The sequence below is a fragment of the Chryseobacterium aquifrigidense genome (genome assembly GCF_006716485.1).
Classification (GTDB): Bacteria; Bacteroidota; Bacteroidia; order Flavobacteriales; family Weeksellaceae; genus Chryseobacterium; species Chryseobacterium vietnamense.
In genome coordinates this window covers 288721-311385 of record NZ_VFPD01000003.1, presented here as the reverse complement: position 1 = coordinate 311385, position 22665 = coordinate 288721, and the positions used below count along the sequence as shown (strand labels likewise).

26 protein-coding genes and 1 tRNA gene are annotated in these 22665 nt (G+C 35.7%); 9 read left to right on the top strand and 18 right to left on the bottom strand.

The window, feature by feature from the left end; all coding sequences use genetic code 11:
* Positions 1 to 79: 79 nt before the first annotated feature.
* A complete protein-coding gene (locus FB551_RS20155; protein ID WP_142018718.1) occupies positions 80 to 4870 on the bottom strand; it encodes a translocation/assembly module TamB domain-containing protein in 4791 nt (1596 codons plus the stop codon).
* A gap of 4 nt (positions 4871 to 4874) precedes the next feature.
* Between FB551_RS20155 and tsaD the strand changes: the two genes are divergently transcribed.
* The 3 genes from tsaD to FB551_RS20140 are packed head-to-tail and all read left to right on the top strand — an operon-like array spanning position 4875 to position 6975.
* Positions 4875 to 5891, top strand: coding sequence for a tRNA (adenosine(37)-N6)-threonylcarbamoyltransferase complex transferase subunit TsaD (gene tsaD, locus FB551_RS20150; RefSeq protein WP_142018717.1), 1017 nt, complete (start codon positions 4875 to 4877; stop codon positions 5889 to 5891).
* Positions 5888 to 6283, top strand: coding sequence for a hypothetical protein (locus FB551_RS20145; protein ID WP_047428021.1), 396 nt, complete (start codon positions 5888 to 5890; stop codon positions 6281 to 6283). The genes tsaD and FB551_RS20145 overlap by 4 nt, the downstream gene beginning before the upstream one ends.
* Entirely contained in the window at positions 6280 to 6975 is a 696-nt protein-coding gene (locus tag FB551_RS20140; protein ID WP_142018716.1) for an RsmE family RNA methyltransferase, read from the top strand. The genes FB551_RS20145 and FB551_RS20140 overlap by 4 nt, the downstream gene beginning before the upstream one ends.
* Before the next feature lie 47 nt (positions 6976 to 7022).
* Here the strand turns inward: FB551_RS20140 and FB551_RS20135 are convergent, their stop codons facing one another.
* The gene (locus tag FB551_RS20135) at positions 7023 to 7703 is read right to left on the bottom strand and encodes a TrmH family RNA methyltransferase (protein ID WP_142018715.1); all 681 of its coding nucleotides are present in this window, start codon (positions 7701 to 7703) and stop codon (positions 7023 to 7025) included.
* A 160-nt stretch (positions 7704 to 7863) separates the two neighbouring features.
* On the opposite strand from FB551_RS20135, the gene FB551_RS20130 reads away from it, so the two are divergent.
* The 3 genes from FB551_RS20130 (at position 7864) to FB551_RS20120 (ending at position 10295) form a co-directional block, all read left to right on the top strand.
* Positions 7864 to 8880, top strand: a complete 1017-nt coding sequence (locus FB551_RS20130; protein WP_142018714.1) for an asparaginase — start codon at positions 7864 to 7866, stop codon at positions 8878 to 8880.
* A gap of 55 nt (positions 8881 to 8935) precedes the next feature.
* A tRNA-Ser gene (locus tag FB551_RS20125) sits at positions 8936 to 9022 on the top strand.
* 118 nt (positions 9023 to 9140) lie between these two features.
* Entirely contained in the window at positions 9141 to 10295 is a 1155-nt protein-coding gene (locus FB551_RS20120) for a tyrosine-type recombinase/integrase (RefSeq protein WP_142018713.1), read from the top strand.
* Between the two features lie 36 nt (positions 10296 to 10331).
* Here the strand turns inward: FB551_RS20120 and FB551_RS20115 are convergent, their stop codons facing one another.
* The 9 genes from FB551_RS20115 to FB551_RS20075 all read right to left on the bottom strand — a co-directional run bounded on the left by FB551_RS20115 (position 10332) and on the right by FB551_RS20075 (position 14475).
* A complete protein-coding gene (locus FB551_RS20115) occupies positions 10332 to 10652 on the bottom strand; it encodes a hypothetical protein (protein WP_142018712.1) in 321 nt (106 codons plus the stop codon).
* A 6-nt stretch (positions 10653 to 10658) separates the two neighbouring features.
* A complete protein-coding gene (locus tag FB551_RS20110; protein ID WP_142018711.1) occupies positions 10659 to 11027 on the bottom strand; it encodes a hypothetical protein in 369 nt (122 codons plus the stop codon).
* A gap of 2 nt (positions 11028 to 11029) precedes the next feature.
* Positions 11030 to 11683, bottom strand: coding sequence for an SOS response-associated peptidase family protein (locus FB551_RS20105; RefSeq protein WP_142018710.1), 654 nt, complete (start codon positions 11681 to 11683; stop codon positions 11030 to 11032).
* Between the two features lie 30 nt (positions 11684 to 11713).
* A complete protein-coding gene (locus FB551_RS20100) occupies positions 11714 to 12025 on the bottom strand; it encodes a hypothetical protein (protein ID WP_142018709.1) in 312 nt (103 codons plus the stop codon).
* A 291-nt stretch (positions 12026 to 12316) separates the two neighbouring features.
* Positions 12317 to 12538 carry a hypothetical protein gene (locus tag FB551_RS20095; protein WP_142018708.1) on the bottom strand — a complete coding sequence of 74 codons (222 nt, stop codon included), beginning with the start codon at positions 12536 to 12538 and terminating at the stop codon, positions 12317 to 12319.
* 38 nt (positions 12539 to 12576) lie between these two features.
* A complete protein-coding gene (locus FB551_RS20090; protein ID WP_142018707.1) occupies positions 12577 to 12873 on the bottom strand; it encodes a hypothetical protein in 297 nt (98 codons plus the stop codon).
* Positions 12874 to 12876: 3 nt separating this feature from the next.
* Entirely contained in the window at positions 12877 to 13101 is a 225-nt protein-coding gene (locus tag FB551_RS20085) for a hypothetical protein (protein WP_142018706.1), read from the bottom strand.
* 4 nt (positions 13102 to 13105) lie between these two features.
* Positions 13106 to 13570, bottom strand: coding sequence for a hypothetical protein (locus FB551_RS20080; protein WP_142018705.1), 465 nt, complete (start codon positions 13568 to 13570; stop codon positions 13106 to 13108).
* 17 nt (positions 13571 to 13587) lie between these two features.
* Positions 13588 to 14475, bottom strand: a complete 888-nt coding sequence (locus tag FB551_RS20075; protein WP_142018704.1) for a phosphoadenosine phosphosulfate reductase domain-containing protein — start codon at positions 14473 to 14475, stop codon at positions 13588 to 13590.
* Between the two features lie 100 nt (positions 14476 to 14575).
* On the opposite strand from FB551_RS20075, the gene FB551_RS20070 reads away from it, so the two are divergent.
* Positions 14576 to 14824: a hypothetical protein gene (locus FB551_RS20070; protein WP_142018703.1), complete on the top strand. Its 249-nt coding sequence runs from the start codon at positions 14576 to 14578 to the stop codon at positions 14822 to 14824.
* Positions 14825 to 15131: 307 nt separating this feature from the next.
* Entirely contained in the window at positions 15132 to 15371 is a 240-nt protein-coding gene (locus FB551_RS20065) for a hypothetical protein (RefSeq protein ID WP_142018702.1), read from the top strand.
* 27 nt (positions 15372 to 15398) lie between these two features.
* Here the strand turns inward: FB551_RS20065 and FB551_RS20060 are convergent, their stop codons facing one another.
* From FB551_RS20060 to FB551_RS20040, 5 genes are all read right to left on the bottom strand, one after another.
* On the bottom strand, positions 15399 to 16001 hold the full coding sequence (locus tag FB551_RS20060; protein WP_142018701.1) for a hypothetical protein: 603 nt from the start codon (positions 15999 to 16001) through the stop codon (positions 15399 to 15401).
* The gene (locus tag FB551_RS20055; protein WP_142018700.1) at positions 15988 to 16290 is read right to left on the bottom strand and encodes a hypothetical protein; all 303 of its coding nucleotides are present in this window, start codon (positions 16288 to 16290) and stop codon (positions 15988 to 15990) included. Before FB551_RS20055 ends, FB551_RS20060 begins: the two co-directional genes overlap by 14 nt.
* Before the next feature lie 88 nt (positions 16291 to 16378).
* On the bottom strand, positions 16379 to 16819 hold the full coding sequence (locus tag FB551_RS20050; RefSeq protein WP_142018699.1) for a lysozyme: 441 nt from the start codon (positions 16817 to 16819) through the stop codon (positions 16379 to 16381).
* Positions 16816 to 17388, bottom strand: a complete 573-nt coding sequence (locus FB551_RS20045; protein WP_142018698.1) for a hypothetical protein — start codon at positions 17386 to 17388, stop codon at positions 16816 to 16818. The genes FB551_RS20050 and FB551_RS20045 overlap by 4 nt, the downstream gene beginning before the upstream one ends.
* Positions 17351 to 17908 carry a phage holin family protein gene (locus FB551_RS20040; protein WP_142018697.1) on the bottom strand — a complete coding sequence of 186 codons (558 nt, stop codon included), beginning with the start codon at positions 17906 to 17908 and terminating at the stop codon, positions 17351 to 17353. Before FB551_RS20040 ends, FB551_RS20045 begins: the two co-directional genes overlap by 38 nt.
* 51 nt (positions 17909 to 17959) lie before the next feature.
* Here FB551_RS20040 and FB551_RS20035 point away from each other — a divergent pair, with 51 nt between their 5' ends.
* A complete protein-coding gene (locus FB551_RS20035; RefSeq protein WP_142018696.1) occupies positions 17960 to 19030 on the top strand; it encodes an acyltransferase family protein in 1071 nt (356 codons plus the stop codon).
* On the opposite strand, the gene FB551_RS23610 is transcribed toward FB551_RS20035, so the two are convergent.
* Both FB551_RS23610 and FB551_RS20025 read right to left on the bottom strand, forming a co-directional pair.
* Positions 19027 to 21768, bottom strand: a complete 2742-nt coding sequence (locus FB551_RS23610; RefSeq protein ID WP_142018695.1) for a glycoside hydrolase family 16 protein — start codon at positions 21766 to 21768, stop codon at positions 19027 to 19029. The genes FB551_RS20035 and FB551_RS23610 overlap by 4 nt on opposite strands.
* Positions 21761 to 22639 carry a hypothetical protein gene (locus FB551_RS20025; protein ID WP_142018694.1) on the bottom strand — a complete coding sequence of 293 codons (879 nt, stop codon included), beginning with the start codon at positions 22637 to 22639 and terminating at the stop codon, positions 21761 to 21763. Before FB551_RS20025 ends, FB551_RS23610 begins: the two co-directional genes overlap by 8 nt.
* Positions 22640 to 22665 lie beyond the last annotated feature (26 nt).

The window sequence follows — 22665 nt, the reverse complement described above, 5'->3', positions numbered from 1 at the left end:
AAAATAATTTAACTAAAAAATATATATCAAATATTAACAATAATTAACACAGATGATAAAAATCATTAAAATATTCTAATTATTTACCATTTGATTTTATAGAATCTGTTTTTATTTCACCTTTCGCGTCTGAAGTTTTTTTGTCTTTTTTCTTCTTTTTAAACAAAGAATTGAAGCTTTTACTCCACACTACCCCTCCGCCATAGGCTTGATTTGCAGAACCGTTTGTACTCACCATTCCGATGTTTGTAGGCTTGGAATAAGCACGTATAACCAATGAACCGTCATTCTTTTTAGACAAGTCATATTCTACAGAACCTTCCGTGGAAAGGTAATTGTTTTGTGCACCATCTGTTTTTGATAACGGAATACCCAAACCGGTCTTGATATTGACTCTTGGGGAAAGGGCTACACTCACTCCCGCATTGGCTCTGTCTCCAAAATTCGAGTTCTGATCTCCTTTCACATAATTAAGGTCAATCTGGAATTCATTGCTCATTGTATTAAGAACGGATCCCAACTGCTTCAGAAGCATATTATATCCTGATGATTCCGCTACATTTCCTACATTTACATCGAATCCACCAGTATTGGATACGTTGAAGGTGCTCAACAGCAATACAGATCCGAACTGGAGCACTTTCTCTCCTTCCTGGCTCATTTTAGCAGCTAGGGTTTCTCTTACCTGGCTGGATACATCCATTGCCGTCACATTAAGATCAATCTGCGGGTCTACCAACGACTGGGTAATATGGGCCTGCAGCAAAATACTGATAGGCTGTAGTTTCCCCATACTAAGGTATTCCCCCGCATTGGATACCATTCTGATGTAGTTGGCATTAATATCCAGCATAGGCTTCATGGCATCTCCATCCCATCTGATACTGCTGTTTCTTTCAATCTGGAAGGTTTTATTAAGAATAGCCTTAGAAACGAATGTTCCGTTATCTACTTTATAGGTACCGCTCATGGCAATATTCCCCTGTCTGTTCATATGGAATCTCAACGGATCAGCTGATCCTTTTACCGTAATATTACCTACATCATCCCCTACCAGTACATTTACAGTAGTTCCTTTATCTACAGCCAGATTGAAGTCAATGTTCATATTGGCTCCTGTCTTTTTCTTTTCTTCCAGGGTAATCAGCCCGTCTTTTCCTTCTTTCAGGAACCTCAGCATTTTAAATTCTTCCACATTGGAAGTGGAGCTGGAATTAAAGGTAAAGGTACTTCCGTTAAGTGCCTTCATATTAGGCGTTGTTATGCTTAATCCTGAAACAGGTCCGTCTACGTACAGATCTCCCTGTCCATAAACTCTTCCCCAGAACAGGTCAAAATCTTTCTGTGTGGTATTCAGCATCAACAGGTTGTCTGCTCTCATTACGAGAGATACCCCCATTGAAGAAAGGGTTTCAAACTGAATCGCCCCGGAGATATTCCCTTTGGAATTGGTTCTCCCGTCGTGTACTTCAATATTATTGAGGATGGCAAGCCCTTTGGTGAGCTGAATCACAGTATCATCAAATGCATAATCCACCCCGGTAAATAAAAGTTTTAATCCAAAATCTTTTAAAGCGATATCCCCGCTATAATCCAGATTGCTGAGCTTTCCGTTGATTTTAAGATCTCCGGTAGCTTTTCCACGAAGATTTCCAAAAATAGTCTGCACAAACTGCTGCGTAAATGCCAGATCAAAATCACGCATTTCTGCTGTAAGATCAATAATCGGCGAAGAGGTATTATTATTAACGGTTCCAGTCAGATTAAGGCTGTTGTTTCCAAGTACTCCGGCAGAGTGAACTTTTACATCAATATCATACACATTCAGTGAGAAACCGTTGGTGGCAGAAATAGAGATATCTCCCATATCATTGCCATTCATCTTAATATCATCAATGTTAAGATCTACCAGCGGCTGAAGTGTACTTTTATCCATTTTGATCTTCACACTTCCGTTCGCAAGACCCTTAATATCCATGGTATTTCCTCCGGACTGCATTTCCAGAAGTTTTTCTACGGCAAAATCATTGATATCCGCGTCTACATAAAAGTCTTTTGCTGATTTAAACTGTGCTTCTTTAATAAACAGAGCACTTTTATCAGAATACACCCTCAGATTCCTGATATCAAAATCTCCGGTTTTCTTTCTGTAGGTAATAGAGTGATTCAGTTCAGGACTTGTATCGATCGCCCAGGTAACTTCATTGAATTTTACCTCGGTAGGTTCAAACCTGAATACATAATCACCCGCAGCATCCGTAGACTGATCTACATTGATGGCATATTCTTTAAGCTTTTCATTGATCTCATCATCAGGACTTCCATGCTTAAATACAGTGGCCAAATGAAGTGTATTTCCATTTTCATTATTCCCTTTAAGCTCAAAATCTTTGATCACATTTTTATTATAAATGACTCTGTTAATCTTCGCATACAACTGCTGGTTAAGGTCACCAGTGTTAATTCTAATTTTAACACTATCCACCATCGCACTGTCTCTGCTGAGATTCTTACGGTCATTAATTTTATAATCAGGATTGGAGGATGCCAGCGCCTGATCAGCGTCTGTAATTTCTTCCTCCTTGGTCATAATATATTTTAAAGATGCCGCATCGAGATTCAGAATCAGATTGTTTGAGTTCCCATCATATTCACCTTCTACAAGAGCTCCTTGTGGCAATCTCAATTCGGGTAAGAAATAATTGACTAATCCTTGCTGAACATCGAACTTCAACGCAAAGTTCTGTCCGCGGTACAATTTTCTCGGAGGTGGACCTACCAATATTTTCCCTACTCCATTTTCAACCATCCCGGCAAGATCTGCAAGATTGTATTTTCCTGAAATTTTACCGGTAGCAGCTCCCGGAGCATCTACATCAATCACACGGCCGCCCGCTTCAACAAATGTTTTTAACCTGGCATTCGGAATATTGTATTTTTGGGTAGCTGTAGCAAAGTGAAGGTTATTGGCATTCACATCCAAAGTAAGATCATTAATAGAAGACATGGCCATTTTACCCTCAACCTGCCCACTTACTACCTGAGTACCGGGTTTATTGGTGAAATAATTCATGTTCAGATAAGTGACATCAGCATTCACATCCATAGCGATTCTTGAAGTACTGAAATCGATCAATCCTTTGACTGTAGCTTTTGCCTGTTCATCATTAACAGTGATGAGTCCGTTATATTTTTTATGATCCAATAAACCGTCCAGATAAAGATTATTGATTGTTTTATCCATAATCTCAACGCTTGTAATCTGTGATTTTGTAGTCAGACGCATGGTATTAACATCAAAGCTTTGTCCGTTAAGGTCAAATTTACCGGAAATTAAACCTACTGCTTTATTCTTTGTAATGACAGAGGTATTAAGGTCTTTCACATCCAGATAACCGGAATATTTTGGCATTGCAGTACTGTAGCCTGTGAGGGTAAGTTTGGAAATTTTCGCTTGGCCGATTCCTGTCATTAAGTTACCATTATCCACATAGATCTGATCCGGATTCACTTTTGCCGTTCCATTGTACTTCAGTTTTCCAAAATCATCTGCAAAGTTCTTCATCTTTTTAGAGATGAAAGAAGGCATCATCGCTTTTAAATCTTTGTAGGTAAAATCTGCGGAAAGATCTTTCGTTTCAATAGCAAAATTCCCTTTCAGTAAATTATTAACCTTCATTGTTTTGGTGGCAATATTCACATCAGGGTTTCTGATCAGAAAATTTTCAAGATGAAATTTGTTCAACGGACCAGTCATAACCCCAGAGAGATTGAAAGGTTTGATATTATCCCAGTTGGTTACAAAATAACTGATATCATATCCGCTTAGCTGACTTCCCTGCTGAATATTCATGTCCCAACGTACTTTGTCTGCAAAATCTGCCCAGGATCCGTCATGAAGATTAAATTTGATATCTCCCTGAAGTAAAGTATGGTCTGTATTCAGGGTAAGGTCTTTTAATGACAAAAACTGCTTCGTTAGAGACAGTTCTGTTGAAAACGTATCCACAAAGTGAGATTTCCCCCACCTTGAAGTTACAAATGACATATTATTGATCAACGCCGAAACATTTGGTCCGTTGACTTTTACGTTAGGTGCTTTTAAGTTGAATTTTGTTGCGGTAAGCCATTTTCCCTGTTCTCCGGGAGAGTTTTCATTAACAATGGAAACTTTAGAATCAATGATCTGAATTCTGGAATTTAGTTGAAAAGGAGGTTTCTTAGGGTCTCTTTTCTTCCCATTGTCAAAGAGGTCTACAAATCTGACAAAATTGGATATACTGTCCCCTTTATAAGTAATCACCTTTACATCGGCATTCACAAGAGCCAGTGAATTAAAGCTTAGAGAATTGCTGCTTCCCGAGATGGCATTTACTGCCAGAGAAATCCAGTCTGAATCGGCACGAAACTCGCGGGCTGTAATAAAATTAAATCCTTTATAGTCTTTTACTTTTAAACCTTTTATTGTCACATCACCGAAGTAATTGACATCTACACTTTCTGTAGAAAAATCAGATTTAAAATCATTATTAACAAGTTTTAGAGCCTGATCAGCTGCCCATCTTTTGGTTACTGGAAGATTGATGGCAACAAGCACTCCACCCACCAGGAAAATTCCCAGCCAAAAGAGAATCAAGAGAAGTTTTGCCCACCATGTGTAGCTGGTAACGTCCTTTACAGCCTGTTTCCCAAACTCTTCAGCGGTTTCCACAGGATGGTGTATGGCATCCGAAGCAAGCTCAGACGCTTCTTTCACTGTTTCCCGTACTTTTCCCTCTACATTTTCAACAGTTTTCTGTACCTGATCCCCTAGGTTTTCAGCTACTGATTTTTTATTCTCATTCTCGTTATTATTCTCTAACTTTGCCATTATTATGAGCGACTCTATAATTTTAGGTATTGAATCGTCCTGTGACGACACCTCAGCAGCTATCATCAAGGGAAATTCTATTCTTTCAAACATTGCCGCGAACCAGGCCATCCACAAAGAATATGGCGGCGTTGTCCCTGAATTGGCTTCACGAGCCCATCAGCAAAATATTATCCCCGTTGTTGAAAAATCTTTTTCTAAAGCAAATATACAACAAAATGCTATCTCTGCTATAGGATTTACTCGCGGACCGGGACTTTTAGGATCTCTTCTTGTAGGAACATCATTTGCTAAGTCTTTGGCTATGAGCCTGAATGTACCTTTAATAGAAGTAAATCACCTTCAAGCCCACATTCTGGCCCATTTCATCGAAGATGCAAATCCTGTGCCGCCTACTTTTCCGTTTTTATGCCTTACCGTAAGCGGTGGACATACCATGATTGTATTGGTGAAAGACTATTTTGATATGGAAATCATCGGCAAAACTATTGATGATGCCGCAGGAGAAGCTTTTGATAAAATCGGAAAGATTTTTGACCTTGATTACCCGGCCGGACCAATCATTGACAGGCTTGCCAAAGAAGGAAATCCTGATACTTTTACATTCAACAAACCGAAGCTGGAAAACTACGATTATTCTTTCAGCGGCATTAAAACTTCCGTATTGTATTTCATTCAGAAAGAAGTCAGAAAAAACCCGGATTTTATTAAGGAAAATCTTAATGACCTTTGTGCTTCCGTACAGAAATCAATTATTGAAATCCTGATGAATAAGCTTGAAAAAGCTGCCAAAGATCTCCATGTAAATCAGGTGGCGATTGCTGGAGGTGTATCTGCCAATTCTGCGCTGCGAAAAGCAATGGAAGACAACAAAGAAAGACTGGGCTGGAGTATTTATATTCCCAAATTTGAATATACGACAGACAATGCAGCCATGATTGCCATGGTAGCAAAACTGAAGTTTGAGCGTGGAGAATTTACCGATTTAAGAACTTCCGCAACGGCAAAATACGATTTATGAAAATACTCTTAGAAGAAAAAGTACTGGGAACTCATTCTAAAAAGAATTCGAAATATTACTGGATACTGGAGACTATTACAGGAAAAAATGATAATTCAGAGGTTTCTTTAGATTATTTTCCATCAAGTTCTGAGACAGGATATATTCAGGATATCAAAGATGAAGTTTTAAAACTAATTAATTCTGAACATCTTTTTAGTTTTCCCTACACGCCAAAGGAAGGGGATTATTTATCTATTAAAAATAATTTGAGAAAACAGGAATATTTAAATCTGATTTTCATTAATAATATCTGGATAGAAGAAATATACATGTGTTCTTACAGGGAGTGCGATACGGACATCTACACCACCATCAAAACAGGAGTTGCATTTATAAGCCAGGATATATGAAACTATTTTACGGAGAAATAACAGATCGGAAAGTTATCATCAATGACGAGGAACAGCAGCATATCGTGAAAGTTCTTCGCATGAGAGATGGAGAAAATATTCATGTGACGGATGGAAGTGGAAAACTGGCATCCGGAAAACTTGTTATAGAAGGCAAGAAAGCCGGAATTGAAGTTTCTGAGATCAAAGAAAATCTGCCGGAATTCAACCCTAAGCTTCATATCGCGATTGCTCCTACCAAGAATATTGACAGAATCGAGTTTTTTGTGGAAAAAGCAGTGGAAATGGGGATCTCGGAAATAAGCATTATTGTTACTGAGAAAACAGAGCGCAAAAACATCAACATCGATAAAATCAGGAAACAAGCTGTTGCAGCATCTAAACAAAGCCTGAGATTTCATTTTCCGGTGATCAACGATGCTGTAAAACTAAGTGATTTTCTGAAAAATATTGATCCGGAACATACTTTTGTAGCGCATTGTCATGAGAATCTGGAAAGAATTGATCTTAAAAACATTCCACAACTGCAGCAACTTACCTTTTTAATAGGCCCTGAAGGTGATTTTTCTGAAAAGGAGATTGCTTTTCTGGCAGAAAATAAAGTGAGAGCAGTATCACTGGGAAATCAAAGGCTCAGAACAGAAACAGCTGGTGTTTTTGTAGCAGCCTGGAATTATTATAATATGATATAAAAACCAAAAAGAGAAGACATTGAATCTTCTCTTTTTATTTCTGAATCTTATTTCCAGTCAATATTATTTTCTTTCAGGTATTTTTCAAAAATCTGCTGCCCGCTTCTTATTGAATTTACTGCCCAAAGGATTTGCATCCTTAAAAGTTTTTCTTCATTCAGTTTATAATCAATCCCAGACTTTATCAGCTTTTGTTTCAGTTCATACATACAAATGGATGCGGCTACAGAAACGTTGAAACTTCTGGTAAAACCATACATGGGAATAGCCAGTGTCTCATCGGCAAAATCTAAAATCTCCTGGGAAACGCCCTCCATTTCAGTTCCGAAAACCAAAGCAATGGGCTCTGTTATTTCATACTCAGGTAACATTTTAGCGTTCTTTTCCAGTGAAACAACCACTATTTTATATCCCCGGTCTTTAATATTCCGGAAAGATTCCATATTTCGGGGAAGTTTTTCTACCTCAACCCAGGTATCTGCTCCTTTTGTTACACGAAGATTAGGTTCAAAACTGTATTCTTCCTGCAAAGCCACTACTTTATGGAAACCACAGGCTTCCACAGAACGTACAATGGCAGCAGCATTTCTAAACTGGTAGATATCTTCTACTACCGGAAGTACAAAATCTGAACTTTCCCGGGAAAAATGTTCAATTTTCTGGAGTCTTTCTTCGGTTAAAAACTGTTTTAAATATTCAAAAGTTTGCGTTAAGTCTTTCATCCGCATTTAGTTATTTTTTCAATAGCCCTATAAAACGCCGCTCTTCTCATCATATTTTCATAAAATTTTACGATAAGCGTTTCATTCATTTTCAAATCTTTGCAAATTAACGTAATTTTGACCTATGAACCCTAATCGGGCTCCAATTCTTAATTAAAATTAGTACATGAAGCGAAAAGTCCTGCTCATCTATACCGGTGGAACCATCGGAATGGAAAAAGATTACGAAACCGGAAGTCTCCGTGCCTTTGATTTTGGAAATATATTCGAAAAGATGCCTGAAATGAGGCTTATGGAATGCGAAGTCTTTGTTCATCCTTTTGCCAAACCACTGGATTCTTCGGATATGGGACCTGAGGAATGGAGGGTTATCGCTAATTATATTCACAAAAATTACGATGACTACGATGGTTTCCTGATCCTTCACGGAACGGATACGATGTCTTATACCGCATCAGCATTAAGTTTCATGCTAAAAGGATTAAGAAAACCTGTCATTATGACGGGCTCTCAGCTTCCGATTGGTGATCTGAGAACGGATGCCAAGGAAAATCTTCTGACCAGCCTTTATTACGCCAGCCTTTATGAAAATGATGAAGCAGTCATTCAGGAGGTGGCCATTTACTTTGAATATAAATTATTAAGAGGAAACAGAACGTTGAAATATTCTGCTGAGTATTTTGATGCCTATTCAAGTCCGAATTACCCTATTCTCGGACAGTCCGGAGTTCATTTGAATATTATTAAAGATAACCTGTTCCGTTGTGATCCGACAGTAGAGTTTCACGTGGATGAACATATTTCCGAAGATATTTTATTCTGGAGAATTTTTCCGGGAATGCATCTGAGCCACTTCAGGGAAATCCCTAAAATGAAGGTTCTTATTCTTCAGGTTTTTGGTTCCGGGACCATTTTCAGCAGTGCAAAAACTCAGGAAACGCTTCAGGAAATCAGAGATAACGGGACCGAAATTGTGGTGGTAAGCCAGTGTATTTCAGGAGGTATCTCATTTGGAAAGTATGAAAACAGTAATATTTTCTCCAGAATCGGAGCGATCAGCGGAAGAGACATGACTGCAGAAACTGCGATTACCAAAGCCATGCACTTAATTGATAATCCAAGTTACTCCGGAAGCTTTGCCGATAACTTCACCAGAAGTCTTTGTGGAGAAATTACAGATTAATTTGTAAGAATAATTTGGATATTCCAGAAAATACACTATTTTTGCAATCTCAAAAAGAGAGGTGTCCGAGTGGTTGAAGGAGCTACCCTGGAAAGGTAGTATACGGGTAACTGTATCGAGGGTTCGAATCCCTTCCTCTCTGCAATTTTCATAAAGTGTTATTTATCAGTATTTTACAAACTGTAGATAACACTTTTAGTAAAAATAAGTAAATTTTTCTCATACTCCCTCAAGTGTTCACAAATCAAAATATTTGTGAAATGAAAAATTTAGAAGTCCGAATCTCTTCATCAACGGATATGAATTACCGTTGGTATGTCTATGTTTACAATACAGAGACACAAAAAATAATCAAAAAAATTTCGAAGGGTCTTAATTCATCAGATGATTACAGTGAGCGTATGTTTGCCGCGGAAATCCTCAAGAAAACTCTTGAATTAAAATTAAAATCGGGGATTGAATTAAACCCTACTCTAAAGAAGAAAACTGAAGTAGTAAAAGTTTGTGACGCCTTAGACATGGGCTTAGAAAAGAAAAAATCTGATCTCAAAAAAGGATCTCATGGAAATTATGAATGCGCTGTAAGATTTTTTAAGGACTCTGTAGTTAAGCTTAAATTCTCCAATATTAAAATACATGAACTTGAGAGATTTCATGTAAAATCTGTAATGGATAATATTCAGAAAGAAAGAGGCTGGTCCGGAAAAGAGTACAATAAAAACATGGGCTATATTCAATCTATATTTTCTGAGCTTGTAGAATGGGAATTGATGAAATTCAATATTGTACGTGATATTAAACCAAAAAAAGAAATTAAAACAGAGGGATACATACTAGCCACGGATAAAGAGCATAAAAAAATATCTAAACATTTATATAATACAGATTATAATTATTATGTGTTCTATAGCATTGAATATTATTTAGGGATAAGACCAAAGGAAATACTATTGCTTAAATGTGGTGATATAAATATTGAGCACAAAATTATCAGAATCGCATCTGAAGATTCAAAAGATAATTCATACAGATATGTTCCAATTTTCGAACCGGTATTGTCAATGTTGAAAAAGATGGATCTAAGCAATAAGAATTACTATTTAATTGGCAGACCAAAGCCTTACGGATGTCGATTTTTCAAAAACGAATATTTTTGCCCGAATCCATACTCAATAAAAAGAGACACCGCCACAAGAAAGTGGAAAGAATATATCATTGATGGCTTAGGAATAAATGTCAAATGTTATTCATTCAAACATAAAGGAGCCAACGATAAATTAAAAGCTGGTATGGATCTTAAAACTATATCAGAAATATTCGGGCATTCAGATGAAAAAATAACCGAACTTTATGCCAACCACATCAATTCAATTCGTTTCAAGGAAGCGAGTAAAATAAAACTTGAAGAATATTAAAAATAAGGCGTATCTAAAATGATACGCCTTTTTCTTTTAAAAATTGTATTTAATTTTCAGCTGTTGGAACGCTGAGTCAAATGAAACTCCTTCGGAAAGCAATAAAAAGTATTCTTCTTGGTACTCCAAAGGAAGAGTCTGAGTAATCTTATATATTTCGCTGGGAGATTCTCCAGGTAATAATTCAATGACTTTTTTCCGAAACTCTAATTTAAGATCCTGAAGTTCGCTTTCTAATTTGATAACTTCCTTTGTCATGATACTTATTTCTAACGGATGTCCTTGTCCGGAATCTATCTTACCAAGAAGATTATTTATTTTAGCTCGATGCTCTTTTTCGTTAATTTTATTATGCATTTTCAATTAAAATTTAACACCTTTTTCTCTTAGCTCTAATATACGTCTTTCCACTATATCCTCAGTTAATTCCTCATGATATACATGGTGCCATACGTAATGCAAATAATTGAAAATAACTTCATCAACTAAAGCTGAAAGAAATACGTAAAGATCACGGCGGTCCTCATCCTCAAAATATTCCTCGTCAAATTCAAAAATTGTGTCGGCGGATATTTCCCAACGTTCCCGGAAGTAACCGTCAAATTCAATATTTTTATCTGCTGCAGCTCCGCGAATTAAATTCATGGCATCATCATAGAAGTTTACCATATTATCTGGATCGTCTTCTATATAGTTTGCGAGAAGCTGAAATATGTGTTTATGATCTTCCATTATTAAAAAAGGGATGTTTGGATTGGTGGATCTTCTTTAGGCATTTTTTGTGGTTCCAAGTTTACAGCAACTAAGGCAGGATCATAAGCTGGGAACTCGAAGCTTTCAATCGGTTCATCATTCAGAAATCTGTTTGCGGTTCCAACGTCCATACAAATAGGCATCCGTTGTTTTGAATTGTGTACAACAGACATCAATTCATTTGCAACGGTAGTCACGAGTCCAAACCCTATTTCTCCGTTATCCCATACATCGTAAAACGCAGCAATATAGAAATTATCTTGATCTTTCCAGTTAACACGGTGCTTTACCGTGATCGGAGTTTTTCTTCCGGGATTATTCAGGTGCATCCAATCATAGAAGCCTGCAACCGGAACCACGGCTCTGTTATGCTCAAATTTCCTGTAAAATGTGTGGGTTTTTTCAGCGGTTAAGTTTATACCTTTTCCGGGTTTTGCTTTGTCAGCATCTTTATAAAGTCGCCAGGTTCCGTGGGTGATCTTCCGGCCGTGGTGGTCCAAAACTATTGGCATCGCTGGCACGTCAAACGCATTTACTTCCGGCTTAAGGATGTAATTATGCTCAACTATTTCTGCTGCCAAGGCTGCTGAAACTTCCTCAATTGAAAGTCCTGCATTATCTACTCTATTGCACATGATTAATATTTTAAACCTAAAATACAAATATTATGCATTTTTTTTGTAAAGTATAGAAGTTATTTCTGCGGGTGATCCTGAAATCCTACTGCTGTAATCTTCTGGATTTAATTTTTCAGGGGTTATCACGTACTTTAACCATAGCTTAGCAAGCTTGAGTCCATTAAAATCAACTTCTTCAGGTTCTACTTCTAGTTTGGTCACCATATGTTCCTGAAATCTGTAGAATACAGCTTTCTCACGGCTTTCTGTATAGAAAACATCGATCTCTTGTTTCTTCTTTATGGTCTGAACCCGAATGTATGTTGCAGTAACTTTTGTTACAATTCCTATAATTTCCATGATCCAAAATTGCTACAATTTGTAACAAATACAAAATAATAAATGTTACAATTAGTAACAATCTTAATTTTTTCAGTATTAATAATGCATATGAATATGCGTTTTCACGAGATGGAGAAAATAAAAATCCCCAGATCTCTCCAGGGATAAATTAAATGTCGTTAAACATTCAAAAAAACATTTGAATATAAAACTTTATTGAATGACTGTTTATGAGTACGATCATAAAAAATCCCCGGAAACCCGAGGATAAACTAATAACCATGAAAACTCAAATTAATGAGTTGTATTTTAATCTATAGGAAATCTCTCGTCTTCAATTGGTTTATAATGAGAATAGATACGCAACCATTTTTCAGAATCCATTTCATCTCGCCAATATTCTTCTATCCACCATGAACTACCGTAATCTAAATTTCTGTCTTTAATTACAACCTTATATTTCCCTGATTCAATTGGCAAATCGCCTATTGAATTTATTTTTATCCATTCATCTTTTTCTATCGTTTCCATATTCTTATATTTTGTGGAGACTACTCCGTGGGGTTAATTTATCCAAGCCATCTAAATTTTCCATTTTCAACAGTAAAATAAAAATCAACTTTATGATGGTCGGCAACATAAATTATAAAGTCATGGAACTGTTGAATTCTTTTTCTTTTTATTTCTTCATCATATTCAAGATCGGTATAAAAAGAATGCTGTGTATTAGTGCAATCAACTCCTAAAGCCATACATCTTCTTTTTATAACTGCTTTAATATCTTTCTCTATTCTACGCCTTTTTTGATCTTCCCACTTATCGTACCTATTAATAAGCGTTTTATATTCTCCTTTGAATTTTTCCATAATCTACTCTTTTATCCCTATAGCCTCCAGCTCGTTATATGGCACTCTGTAGGTAATCCCTTCCTCATCCTTACCCAAAACAGAAGGCACGCCGAATTCAATACAATTCAATATAATGCTTATTTCAACGTTTTTACGGTTTTTTGTTCCGTCGGTTCTATGACGAATAGTGGCTTTGCACTTATCATCCTTTTTTAAATCTTCGGCCCAATGCTTATTATTTCTCATAATTTCAGTTTTTTATTCCTATAGCCTCTAGTGCGGAAGGGGTTAATTCAATTTCATGCGGTTGGGATAATAACTGCTTTTCTGTTGTTCCTGTCGAATCATTTTTTAAATACAGCGATTTTCCAGACGAATGTTTTAACTCATAAAAACCGCCCCAAACTCCCGAATATTCAAATCCCTTAAACAGCACTTTTTCTTGGGCGGCCTCATATGAATGTTTTTCGTGAGCATAATACGCCTCGCTCTTTCCATCAAAATATGGTCTTTCCAAAACATTCCCAACTTCATCACAAGACACAAACATTCCCAGCGTCAATGGCTGTTTTAGAAATTTAGTATAATTCGTTACTCGCACAACGAATTCAAGTCTTGCCTTGTCGCATTCAGACGGGTGTTCAAAATTAGAATAGACTTCTTCTAAAATTTGTTCCTGTGCTAAAACAAAATCGGAAAGGGGGATAAGTTTCATGACTACTTTGTTTATGGTTAAAATAATTTTCCAATTAATAATTCTTCTTCGTTTTTATCAAAATTTATTTCTTCAACTGTCTCGTTTTTCAGGCCATCATTTACTGAACAAAATCCATTACATTCAGTAAGCGGTTTGGGTTCACGTCCTTTTTGATCTGCAAATTTAGGAAGATCTGGATAATCAGGATGTGGAATTAAAAACAGTGGAAATACCTGTTTATTTTTTCCTGTACCTTTTTGTATTCGCAGCATAGTCACAGGCCTTCCTTTTAAGCTCGTTAATTCATGTTCTATTTCTGCCATACGATAGAAACGATCAGGAAAAGTTCTTCCATAAAGCTGCCAATATCCTATGCCGCCCTGTACACACCCGGTTTTTAAGCAATTGTTATTGTGAAAACCCCATTCATAAGCTCGCGGTATTTTTATACCTTCATTCTGCAATTCTTCGATACATCTTTTTTTTGACCATCCAAACATAAGTAAAGGATACACACATTTTGAATTTGGATAGTTGTTCGTCATATTTTCGGCTCTTTTCGGCTCCTTAATATCAAACCCGAAGTCTTGCATCACGAAATAATTATGTTTCTCAAAATATAACCTTACAGCTCTTTTTAATTCACTGGAACAGATAGCACCGTGAGCAAAGTTTAATCCTTTATATTTATACCAAACTTCTTCAATATTATCATACTCTTCATTTGAAAGCCACTCAATATTTTTCCCATACCATTTTTCACAATCTTTTAAGAATCGATATGTGTCATCATCCTCATTTTTTGTATCAATAAAAATTATACGACATCTATCAAGCCCGAATATTTGAATGCATAAATAAATGGCAACTGCAGAAGTTACCCCTCCAGAAAACCAGCAAACTATATCGTTTTTATGATTCATTATTACATATCTTTTGTTATGTACAAATATATAACATTTGATATGTATTTGCAAGTTTTTTATATAACATTTGATATGTATTTTTCTTATATTTGTATCCATGGATATGGATGAATTTTTAAAAAAGAATAAGTTTATAAATAAAACACAGCTTGCCATTAGGATGTGGGATGTTCCTGAGGATAAGGAGAAGATAAATACTGCTAAGGTTAATCTCATCCAAAAAGTAAATAATCTAAACAAGCAAAATATGCTTGCCCAGGATTATGATGATGTTTATAAAGTTTTTGATGAGCTTAATTCAGATATAAAGAAACTAAAGAAAAAGCATCCACCTACTAAAAAATGAAATAATAAACAGTCAATATTTCATAGTTACTACCAAATAAAAAACCTCCCAGATAGCAGGAGGTATAAAAACTTATGTTAAAATTTATTTATTAACAGTACAAATTTAATAACTCCCCTCTACTTGATTTATGAGTCAAGTCATAAAAAAACCTCCCATAGGAGGCTAAAAAAAACTTGACTTGTTTTGTCTCTTAAAAAAACTCCGTAAATATACTGTTAGACTGTAGTAATAACTCTACGGGAAACCGTAACGATTGACTTTTAATTGTTTGTATATTGGCAGCTTAACAAAAAAAATAATAATCATGACAATCGAATTTACTAAAGAAAATTGGATGGCGACTGAAAATGGAATGGTTTTAATGCTAAACACCAACGTTGTAAGTGACGAAAAGCCAATAATTCAATTTTATTATTATCCTGATGAAAATAACGATCTAATAGCAATTATATTAGACCACGTGCAAGTTAAGTATATGCATGTTAATAAAATGATAACCGTCAATTCCCAAGTTGCCTTAAAAGGATATGTTGTAGTAAAATAGCAAAACTCCCCACCTACCAGTGGGGAATTATTTTATGGTGTCATTTAATACATTTTTGTTTTTACGATTATTTCCCTTTTTAAATAAATCATATTCGGTATATATACTAATTATAGTAGTATTATTAATTACTCTTTCTCTAAAGCTAATTCCGTACTCCTTTTGAGCCAAACTTATTTTATACTTGGCAACTTGCAATGAATCTCTATACTTTGACGCTAAACCTAATAAAGAATCCTGTTGATGTTGTTTTATTTTAAAAATCCTGGTAATTTCTTCTGTTGTCTTGTCGAAAACTGAATCAGTTGACTTTGCATTGGTTAAAATTGAATCAGCCGTGTAAGTCATTTTTGTAACCTGATCAATTCTTTGATCTAATATATTTTGGTATTTATTTGTTTGATACAATAAAAAAGCACAAACCAAAATTAGCATTAACGCAGCTACAAATATGTGGTTAATTCCTTTTTGCCTTTTTTCTAATTGATCAACTTCAGCTATAATATTATCTAAAGATATACTATATGAATCTATTTCTTGTGAAGAAAAGTTTGGATCTAAATTCGACAAATCATTCTTTAGAGTTTTCAGCTGATCTTTGATTAAAGAAGCACTTTTACTTTTTTCCATCCTTTTCCTGATTTTTATCTAATTGTTTTTTTAATTCGGCTGCATGTTTAACGATAAGAGAGTCCACTTTTGATTTATGTGCAGTTTTTAAATCAAAAATTTCAATATTCTTTTCATTTTCCATGTATTTTCTTCCTGCTTCAAAAAAGCCCCCAGCAACAGTAATCAAAACTATTACAGCGCCACCAGTAGAACCTATTTTTATAAGAAATTTATCCCACCAATTTTGAACGGGTAGTTGTTGTGCAGGTTGTTGTACTGGTGTGTTATTTTGTCGAGACCTTGCCATATTTATACGTCATAAAAATACACTATTTTATAACACAAAAATACGGCTTCCCGTAATCTACTTAAAAACGGTCTTGTAGTACTTCAGCCTATTTTGAAAAGAACAAATCAGCTTCCGCCTTCCTTCTCCGGATCAGTCCGTTTAAAACTTTTCCGCCTGCGGTAATGTATTTCGTGGTGAACCAATTTCTAATTGTCTGCTCATCTGCTTTTTTATTAATCAAAGAAAACAGTCCATCTGATCCACCGGTATTGTAGGTATGCGAAACCAAAGCGTCGAATTGATTTTGAGTTAAAGGCACTTTTACTTTTGAGTTCACAATCTTTTCATAAGTCGGCAGAACTGCAGCAAATAATTCAACTCCCTTTTCTTTCGTGATTGCTGGATCTTTCATGGTTACTTTTTTCCCCCCTGGATAGTAAGTGTTGCCATATCCTATTGTCGGAATTCCTGCTGAATCCAGATAAGGTTTTGAACTGAATCCCTCAAATGATGTAATTAGGTTTATTCCTTTTTGTGATGTTTTCATTTTCTTTTTAAGTATTTATAAACTCCAAATATTACAATTGCCACGACTCCAAAAACGGCCAGAACAATCCACATTCCTGCCTGAAAACCTTTTGCTTTGATGTCATTGGTTTTCTTTTCCACTTCTGCAGCAACCTTTTTTATAGTCTCTTTCGACACGGCCGTTTTTGCAAGATCCTGGATTATGTTTGTTTTTTCTTCGCTCAATGTTTCTTTTTTATCTTCCGCCGACTTCCGGTAGTGATTGTTTATGTAATAATCAGCGGTCCCACGAATGACAATACTTTGAAGTGTATCTCCGGAAACAACATTGTGAAAAATAAGAGGGTTTAAAGTGTCAGACTTTCCTTTTATGACAATGTCCCCGGAAAAATCCTGAACCTGCTTTTTAACTGTCTGATCAGTCACTTTCTTGGTAGACTCTTTTACGGTCTTTTCTTTCACTGAATCCAGTTTTACACGCTCAATTTCCGTCTTACCTTCCTTTGAATAAAAAGACGTCTTATGCTTGGTCCTACATCCGAGTAATAAACTACTCAGAAGGATTAAGATCAGTATTCTTGTTTTCATTTGCTGTATTTTTCAAGTCTTTTAAATCTCCTGTTTTATTGAACTTTGCAATCCTATTAAGCACAAACAATGGAGGAAATTTTCCACCTGTAAGAATTCCCATATTAACCATTACATTTCCAGCTGGCCACGCAAAAAGTAAAATTCTTAGAAATCCGGTTATAGCTAAAGACTCATATCCGGAATCTTGTAAAATCTGTAAAAACGCTTCTGAGAAAAAGTAAAATAGAATAGAAAATGCCAGTTTCTTTGTAAATCCCCATAGCATTTTTTCAAATGAAAAACTATGTTTCTCCAAATGCTTCCAAACACCTAAAATCAAATCAGCGATCAATGAGAAAGCCAATATTATTATAAAGCTTTCTCTTTCAAGATACCAACCTGTTATCCTTTCTGAAAGGGATAATCCAACAGCTGGAACAGCAGCCAATTTTAAAGCCGAAAATGCTTTACTATATGCTGGACCTGAATGAATCGAAATCAGGTTATTAACGATAAAATTTATTATTGGATTTCCCATTTCATTTTAAATGTTTTTATTTTATTACTTTTGCTTGTCTAAATTTTTTTTATGGTAAAAATGAGGTTTGATTTTTTAGATGGGATTAGGGGGTTGGCCGCTCTTTGGGTAGTACTTTTTCATTCTATGCTGTTTAATGGTTATGCTACAGAAAAAATTAAATGGTCCGAAAATATATTTTTAAATATTTTGCAGAAACCACTTTCTATCGGTCATATCGCTGTTGCAATTTTCATTGTATTATCTGGTTTTTGCTTAGCTATACCTATTGTTAACAATGATCTTAATTTAAAAGGAGGCTTCAAAAGATATATCTCCAGAAGAGCAAAAAGATTGATTCCTCCTTATTACATCGCATTATTACTTTCTGGGTTACTAATTTTCCTTTTTCCAATTTTACAAGAGCCCCATAATACTGCTTGGGATAATAAGTTGCCAGTAACTATAGGTTCTGTTGTAAGTCATATAGGTTTATTTCATAATCTTAATAATTCTTGGATCTATAAAATAAATGGCGCTCATTGGTCAATAGCTACAGAATGGCAGATTTACTGGTTTTTTCCACTGATCTTATTCTTTTGGAAGAAGTATAATCTACTAGTTTCTTTTTCTGTAATTACCATCTTAGCCCTTATTCTTTATAAAATTGTTCCTTTCGCTGCCCCTCAGTTTTTGATATTATTTTTTATGGGAGTAGTTTGCTGTTACTATGCTTTTCGATCAAAATCATTTAATAAAATCAATCTACCTTTATCTTCTGTTTTATTGTGTGCTTTTTTTGCATTTCTAATTTTCAGAAAAACCAGTCCACTTATTGCAAATGTTACACTGGGGCTTTTCTTTTCCTATTTTTTATATTCTTGTTTTGTCTATAAAAAGACTCACAACAAGACACTATTTTTACTAGAGTCAAAACCCATGGAATTTTTAGGTAAGATTTCTTATAGTCTTTATTTAATACATGGTCCATTTTTAGCTCTTGCAAATTTGATTTTACTTAATAATTTCGATTTAACGAATGATGTAAGGCAGATAATTTTGTTTGCTTTTGTCATAGTATTTATATTGCCAGTATCCGCATTATTTTACCATCTAGTTGAAAGACGATTTTTAAACAATTAATTTGGCTTATAATATCTCACATATTCAACTTCCATAAAATCCTCTGGTTTTCCCAGTAAGTCAGGAGTGGTGTATGGAAGACAGCTCAAAATAATTTCGCAAGGATTTACAGAAAACCCGATCAGTTCTTTGTAAGTAATAGTGTTCACCAGAACGCCATTGAAATACATTGCTATAAAATCCTTGGTTACCAGACAACCGAATCGGTTAAAATTCTGAGTATAGTCGTTCATTGTAGTATTGAAGTAATCCACCTTTGCTCCATATCCTAAACTTGCATGACTTGGAGTCCATCGGTGAATGGCACTTAACATATTGAATCCCGTTGCCACAGTATTGCTTTTCATATCAAACTCAACAATGTCTATTTCATTCTTTGTAAGCGAGGATTCCCCAGAGTTCAAAAATGATTGCGTAGTCCAGAATGAGCTGTGCATGTAGTATGATGAAGGCATCTTAATTGAGGCTTCAAAATATCCATACTGAATGTCATCAACAAGACTGATGATCCCGCCACCATTGAATGCCTTTGTTGTTAAAGTTCCGGTATTGTTTCCGTTTTCATCCTGAATATATGTAGTATTTCCGGGAGTATTTGCCCAAACCCTTATTTTTAGATTTCCACCGCCGAAAGTAATTGCCTCTTTAACGTTATTCCCGTTGGATTTTTCCCCTGTTCTATACTTCCATTTTTTAAGATCTAATGTAGGCCCTGCAAATTCATCACCAAAATTGTATGAGTATAATTCACTTCCGATCAGCATATTATCACCGTTATTAATCTGTCTTGTTTCCCTTGGTACAATAGTTCTGTTAAATTCAAAGAAATCTAAATCATAACAGTTTACATAAATGGTGGCTCTTGTGGAATAGCTAAAGAAGAATGAAACCTCTTCACTGGTACTGTCTTCAAATCCCCATGTTTGCCCCTGACGAACGATAAACGGATATTCAGGCGGTCTTTTGGTTTTAATATTCAACACATCCATTCCAGGAACATACATAAACTTGATAACGTTGCATTTTGCATCATCGATTATGCTTCCACCCTTTAAAATTCTTTTCCCTTTAAATAGTTCATATTCCTGCTTTTTTAGGTAGAAATCACCGCTAAATCTGTTTGCAGTATAGAAATTACCTGAGGCATCAGCCGTATATTCCCCAATGTATAAGCCGTTAACCAAAGCCATATCGACACGTTCACCTGTATCTTTTAGAAAAAACGCATTGTGAGATGATTTATAAAAACATTTCTCCAAAGGTCTTAACCTGCAGAACTGAGAAAATCCGCCTCTGTAAGCTTCAAACAACTTTGTGTCCGGATTCATTCTCAAATCATTTGTTCTTTTAGCATCTACCAAGTTGGTGTCAGGCACCTGCATTACTTCCTTCACGTAATCCTGTAATGATGTGAAGCCTCCATAAACAATAGTTCTAATATTGAATGAGCCTACACCTAATGTGCTAGAAGTAAATCTAACAAATCCATTCGCAGGAGCGACAAAGCTATATGTGCCTGGTGATGACTGACTGGAACCAGTACCTTTAACCCCGGAAACATATGTACTTTCATCTGCTGCAGTGTAAAAAGAAATCGCATTCGGTGTTGATGACATATAAGCAATACCACTGATCAAATCTCCTTTTAATACCGGAATAAAATTAGTATACCTGTTGTTAACAGATTCCAACTGAGGTACAGCAATTCCCAGATTATTAATGTACCCGCTGTTTACGTTTGTTGTGAAACCTACTGTTACGGTTGTATCTGATACAATATCTTTAGGCAGCCATTCATAAATTGGAGCAACCGTACTGTTTGCAATAGGCTTGTCACTGTCTACGTCGAAGTCTTTATCTGTCTTTTCTTGCAGGACTTCGTCAAAAGACTTGATTATTACTTGGCTTGGTTCTGTGATAGTTGCATAGGAATTTCTACTTGAATCCTCAGATGCTGATACTCTAATATAACCGTTTGCAGGAGTTGTGTAGTTTAATGTATGTCCAGTATTATTATCAGCACCTACACCCGGTACCCCAGCAACATACGAGCCTACACTTGCAGCTGAATAAAAAGATATTCCATTGTAGGCACTCCCAAGGAAAAACAAGCCCGTTATGGTTGTTCCCTCCTTAACTGGAATAAACGAGGTACGTCTGCCAGTACTCACAGAAGCAAAGTTAGTTCCGTTATTATTTACAAGCCCTGTTTCTGAATCATTGGAATCAAAATTTATATTTATCACAGGTGTTACACCCTCTTTTTCAAACCAATCATACATGGGGGTAACAGCACTATTGGCAATTGGCTTGTTGCTATTGATGTTAAATTGTGTTTCAGCCTTTTCACCTATATCAGCCAATACCTTCTGAGAAACACCATTATTAACCCATATCTGAACAAAATGATTCTTTAAATCAGGATCTGCAGTAACTACAATAGGTTGATTTAGAGAATCTTTAAAATTAGTATATGTCCCCGCTGTATTAACGTCCCACTTTTCATAAAGGCCATCAGGGTAGGTTGCCGGATCATAAGGAGTTGGTGAACTTGAAGTAGTTGCCATACCTACAATTCCTGTGGAAATTAATTTTCTAAATGAATCAATTGGGGTAAATGTTAATTCACCCTGTGGATTATAGTTAGCAATATGACCAGTTAAAGGGTCTTGCGTTATTGGAATTTCAGTGATAGGCACTGATTTGACAAATGGTGCTTGTATAATTTGATCAGACATGTTCTGTAGGTATTATATAGTTAGAATTATATACATAAACTGCTGTCAATTCTCCAGTAGCTAATGCTTTTTTAAAAACATCTGAGAGTGCAGCATCTTCATCAAAAATGATATTCAATCCGTTTTCATCTTTCATATTTGAAAACTTCATTGTTATTTCATTGGTGAAGTCGGTTGTTTCTGGCTTTTCTTTTCTGGTTCTTTTTGTTCCGTCAATGTAAAAATCTTGGTTTGTGGAGTGAACTGCTATAAACGAAAGGATATTATTATCTCCTTCAGCCCGGATTTTGTAGGAAACATTCTCTTCAATCCATGCAGAGTTTATTTTAGTAGAACCTAAATTTCCGGTCTTAGCTGATTTTATGTCCTCGTCAATGTCAAATTCTCCCATACAGTAAGCTGGTAGGTTGGTAATAATCCAGTCATGTTTATTATCTGCAAATGAGAACAGGTTTCTATTATAATTACATTGCGTGGCAACTCGGATGTATTTTCGACCGTCCTTCATAGAGCTATCTGTAAACCGAACGCAGTTTGAATAAAAAATAGCTATTCCGGTAGAATCTCTTATTTCAAAATGTCCCTGAATTTCTTCAGAACTAATAAAAGTAATCCGGAATAGCTTACCATCACTCACACCAAATTCACATGGAATTTGAATTACATTATCACCAATAAGAAATAAAGAAAGATCTGTATCTTCCACTTCATTCTGATAATTAGGTATTAGATATCTATGATATGAATTCACCTCCAGAGGATAGGGTTTTACATGTCCGTAATACTGTGTATTTTGCGGATTAGTCATGTCCTCCAGCTCTTCAATTGTTCTGTAGAATCTTACCGGGCTATGATACCAGAATTTCTGCATAAGACAAAATTATGTTGGCCGTGTTA

Bases quoted from the DNA above. Each gene is read 5' to 3' on its own strand.
- FB551_RS20050 (WP_142018699.1), bottom strand. From the start codon at position 16,819: ATGAAAACATCACAAAAAGGAATAAACCTAATTACATCATTTGAGGGA.
- FB551_RS20105 (WP_142018710.1), bottom strand. From the start codon at position 11,683: ATGTGCAATAGAGTAGATAATGCAGGACTTTCAATTGAGGAAGTTTCA.
- FB551_RS20025 (WP_142018694.1), bottom strand. From the start codon at position 22,639: ATGCAGAAATTCTGGTATCATAGCCCGGTAAGATTCTACAGAACAATT.
- FB551_RS20080 (WP_142018705.1), bottom strand. From the start codon at position 13,570: ATGAAACTTATCCCCCTTTCCGATTTTGTTTTAGCACAGGAACAAATT.
- FB551_RS20095 (WP_142018708.1), bottom strand. From the start codon at position 12,538: ATGGAAACGATAGAAAAAGATGAATGGATAAAAATAAATTCAATAGGC.
- FB551_RS20090 (WP_142018707.1), bottom strand. From the start codon at position 12,873: ATGGAAAAATTCAAAGGAGAATATAAAACGCTTATTAATAGGTACGAT.
- FB551_RS20085 (WP_142018706.1), bottom strand. From the start codon at position 13,101: ATGAGAAATAATAAGCATTGGGCCGAAGATTTAAAAAAGGATGATAAG.
- FB551_RS20145 (WP_047428021.1), top strand. From the start codon at position 5,888: ATGAAAATACTCTTAGAAGAAAAAGTACTGGGAACTCATTCTAAAAAG.
- FB551_RS20065 (WP_142018702.1), top strand. From the start codon at position 15,132: ATGACAATCGAATTTACTAAAGAAAATTGGATGGCGACTGAAAATGGA.
- FB551_RS20060 (WP_142018701.1), bottom strand. From the start codon at position 16,001: ATGGAAAAAAGTAAAAGTGCTTCTTTAATCAAAGATCAGCTGAAAACT.
- FB551_RS20130 (WP_142018714.1), top strand. From the start codon at position 7,864: ATGAAGCGAAAAGTCCTGCTCATCTATACCGGTGGAACCATCGGAATG.
- FB551_RS20140 (WP_142018716.1), top strand. From the start codon at position 6,280: ATGAAACTATTTTACGGAGAAATAACAGATCGGAAAGTTATCATCAAT.
- FB551_RS23610 (WP_142018695.1), bottom strand. From the start codon at position 21,768: ATGTCTGATCAAATTATACAAGCACCATTTGTCAAATCAGTGCCTATC.
- FB551_RS20155 (WP_142018718.1), bottom strand. From the start codon at position 4,870: ATGGCAAAGTTAGAGAATAATAACGAGAATGAGAATAAAAAATCAGTA.
- FB551_RS20045 (WP_142018698.1), bottom strand. From the start codon at position 17,388: ATGAAAACAAGAATACTGATCTTAATCCTTCTGAGTAGTTTATTACTC.
- FB551_RS20035 (WP_142018696.1), top strand. From the start codon at position 17,960: ATGGTAAAAATGAGGTTTGATTTTTTAGATGGGATTAGGGGGTTGGCC.
- FB551_RS20110 (WP_142018711.1), bottom strand. From the start codon at position 11,027: ATGGAAGATCATAAACACATATTTCAGCTTCTCGCAAACTATATAGAA.
- FB551_RS20070 (WP_142018703.1), top strand. From the start codon at position 14,576: ATGGATATGGATGAATTTTTAAAAAAGAATAAGTTTATAAATAAAACA.
- tsaD (WP_142018717.1), top strand. From the start codon at position 4,875: ATGAGCGACTCTATAATTTTAGGTATTGAATCGTCCTGTGACGACACC.
- FB551_RS20075 (WP_142018704.1), bottom strand. From the start codon at position 14,475: ATGAATCATAAAAACGATATAGTTTGCTGGTTTTCTGGAGGGGTAACT.
- FB551_RS20055 (WP_142018700.1), bottom strand. From the start codon at position 16,290: ATGGCAAGGTCTCGACAAAATAACACACCAGTACAACAACCTGCACAA.
- FB551_RS20120 (WP_142018713.1), top strand. From the start codon at position 9,141: ATGAAAAATTTAGAAGTCCGAATCTCTTCATCAACGGATATGAATTAC.
- FB551_RS20115 (WP_142018712.1), bottom strand. From the start codon at position 10,652: ATGCATAATAAAATTAACGAAAAAGAGCATCGAGCTAAAATAAATAAT.
- FB551_RS20040 (WP_142018697.1), bottom strand. From the start codon at position 17,908: ATGGGAAATCCAATAATAAATTTTATCGTTAATAACCTGATTTCGATT.
- FB551_RS20100 (WP_142018709.1), bottom strand. From the start codon at position 12,025: ATGGAAATTATAGGAATTGTAACAAAAGTTACTGCAACATACATTCGG.
- FB551_RS20135 (WP_142018715.1), bottom strand. From the start codon at position 7,703: ATGCGGATGAAAGACTTAACGCAAACTTTTGAATATTTAAAACAGTTT.